This window comes from Paragemmobacter kunshanensis (assembly GCF_011059185.1).
Lineage (GTDB): Bacteria > Pseudomonadota > Alphaproteobacteria > Rhodobacterales > Rhodobacteraceae > Paragemmobacter > Paragemmobacter kunshanensis.
The window spans coordinates 1-1915 of sequence record NZ_JAALFE010000076.1; the positions used below are offsets into that span (position 1 = coordinate 1).

2 protein-coding genes and 1 pseudogene are annotated in these 1915 nt (G+C 53.2%); 2 read left to right on the top strand and 1 reads right to left on the bottom strand.

Annotated elements, in window-relative coordinates; genetic code table 11:
* Together G5V65_RS22215 and G5V65_RS21720 are read left to right on the top strand one after the other, a co-directional pair.
* Positions 1 to 196 (top strand): hypothetical protein (locus G5V65_RS22215; protein ID WP_206526931.1); only part of this gene is annotated, 196 nt, incomplete at its 5' end.
* An 80-nt stretch (positions 197 to 276) separates the two neighbouring features.
* Entirely contained in the window at positions 277 to 1197 is a 921-nt protein-coding gene (locus G5V65_RS21720; RefSeq protein ID WP_165054684.1) for a LysR family transcriptional regulator, read from the top strand.
* Positions 1198 to 1224: 27 nt separating this feature from the next.
* On the opposite strand, the pseudogene G5V65_RS21725 reads toward G5V65_RS21720, so the two are convergent.
* Positions 1225 to 1836 (bottom strand): annotated as a pseudogene (locus G5V65_RS21725) (ABC transporter permease subunit); the annotation flags it as partial.
* Positions 1837 to 1915: the final 79 nt, after the last annotated feature.

The window sequence follows — 1915 nt, forward strand, 5'->3', positions numbered from 1 at the left end:
CCAGAATGCTGCGGGTTCGAGGCTTGATCCACCCGACTTCGGCCGTTTGCGCGACGACAGACACCGCTCGGGGCGAAAAACGCTTGCCCAGCGAGCAAAATCAGGCGATCTTGAAGTCAAGCGGCGGGCCACTTGGGGAATGTCGGTTCATACTCCAGACATCTCCGAACCAAGGTATCCCTGCAATTCCACTTGAAGTGTTCACTAAACTAAATCATTTGAAAAACAGAAATATGAGTATATTCAAATCACAATTTTCGACTTTGGAGGGAAGACATGAGGCTCTCATTGAAGGCATTGCATTATTTTGCAACCGCGGTCGACCGGGGCAGCGTTGCGCACGCTGCAACTGATCTGAATATTGTGCCCTCTGCGGTTTTGGCGGCAGTCAATCAAGTCGAAGAGTGCTTCAAGCTACAACTTGTGACACGACAGAGATCCAAAGGGATCGTGTTGACGGCTACGGGTCAGATGTTGATACCGAAGATTCGTCGACTTTTGCAAGAATATGAACATTTGATGGACGACGGGGCCAACCTGCGGACAAGTCTCACCGGGCAATTAACGGTCGGGTATTATGCCCCGGTGGCACCTGCCTTTATTCCCGAAATTGTTAGCTCTCTGGTCCATGGGAATTCCAATGTAGCACTTAAGTTCGTAGAATGTGACAACAGCGTCGCGCAGGCAGGGTTGATGGCTGGGAAATTCGACGTCATCATCTGCGTTTCCAGCAACTTGAAACCAGAAATTTCCTATAAGACGCTTCTAGAAATGCCCGCCTACTTATTAATGCCGAAGTCGCACCCTCTGGCGGAGGCCGGGCATGTTTCCCTAGAGCAGATGAGCGGCGAAAAATTTGTGCTTCTGGACCTGCCGGTGGTCAGCGAACACTACAGCCACTTGTTCGAATGGACCGGGGTCACCCCACGACTTGTGGCCACCGCCACCTCGCTGGAGATGGTCCGATCGTTGGTTGGCGCTGGCTTGGGCTGTTCTATTTTGCACATGCATCCGAAAACTTGGCAAACGTATTCGGGCCATTCAGTCGTTGGTGTACCAATTGTCCCGAAGCCAGATCCGTTGCGCCTTGTACTTGGTTACCTTCCTGGCCAGAGTCGCCGGATCGTGGAGGCGTTTGTGTCGGAAACGACCAAGCAGTTTAATAGCGATAAGGTTAGCCAGTTTTTGGTGGGATGAGCAGTGCCCTGCTCCCCAAAAGGTTGCCTACATCCGGCCCTTCCATGGTACCAACCAATTTTCTGTCTTGCGCATTAGGATGTCGATGCTGAAACCTATCACGCCAATCATGATGATCCCCATGAGAACGATATCCGTCAGCTGAAACCGGCTGGCAACCATGATCATCATGCCCGCCCCCTTCTCGGCAGCGACCAATTCTGCCGCGACCACCGTCCCCCAGCAGACCCCCATAGCGACCCGCGCACCAGTGAAAATTTCGGGCAGAGAGTTCGGCACGATCACGTATCGCAGTACCTGCCAGCGGCTCGCGCCCAAGGAATAGGCCGCGTGTACCTTGGCTGTCACCACACCAGACACACCTGCGCGTGCCGAGATGACCATGATCCAGAGAGCGGCCAGGAAAAGCAGAATGATCTTTCCACTTTCTCCGATGCCAGCCCAAATGATAACCAGTGGGATCAACGCAAGCGGCGGCACCGGGCGCATGAACTCTACAATGGGATCGAACCAGCCGCGGAACCAGTCGCTCAGACCCATGGCATAGCCAAGAGGGATGCCAATGACCGCTCCGCAAAGAAAGCCGATGATCACACGAAGAAGTGACCAGAAGAGATGCTCCCACAGCGTGAAGTTCTGATCCCACATTCTCCAAGTAAGTCGCTGATTTCGCTGTCGTAATCGTGATATTTCGCATATAAATCATGGCGTTGACGGC

Excerpts from the sequence above, each read along its gene's own strand:
- G5V65_RS21720 (WP_165054684.1), top strand. The coding sequence starts at position 277 with ATGAGGCTCTCATTGAAGGCATTGCATTATTTTGCAACCGCGGTCGAC.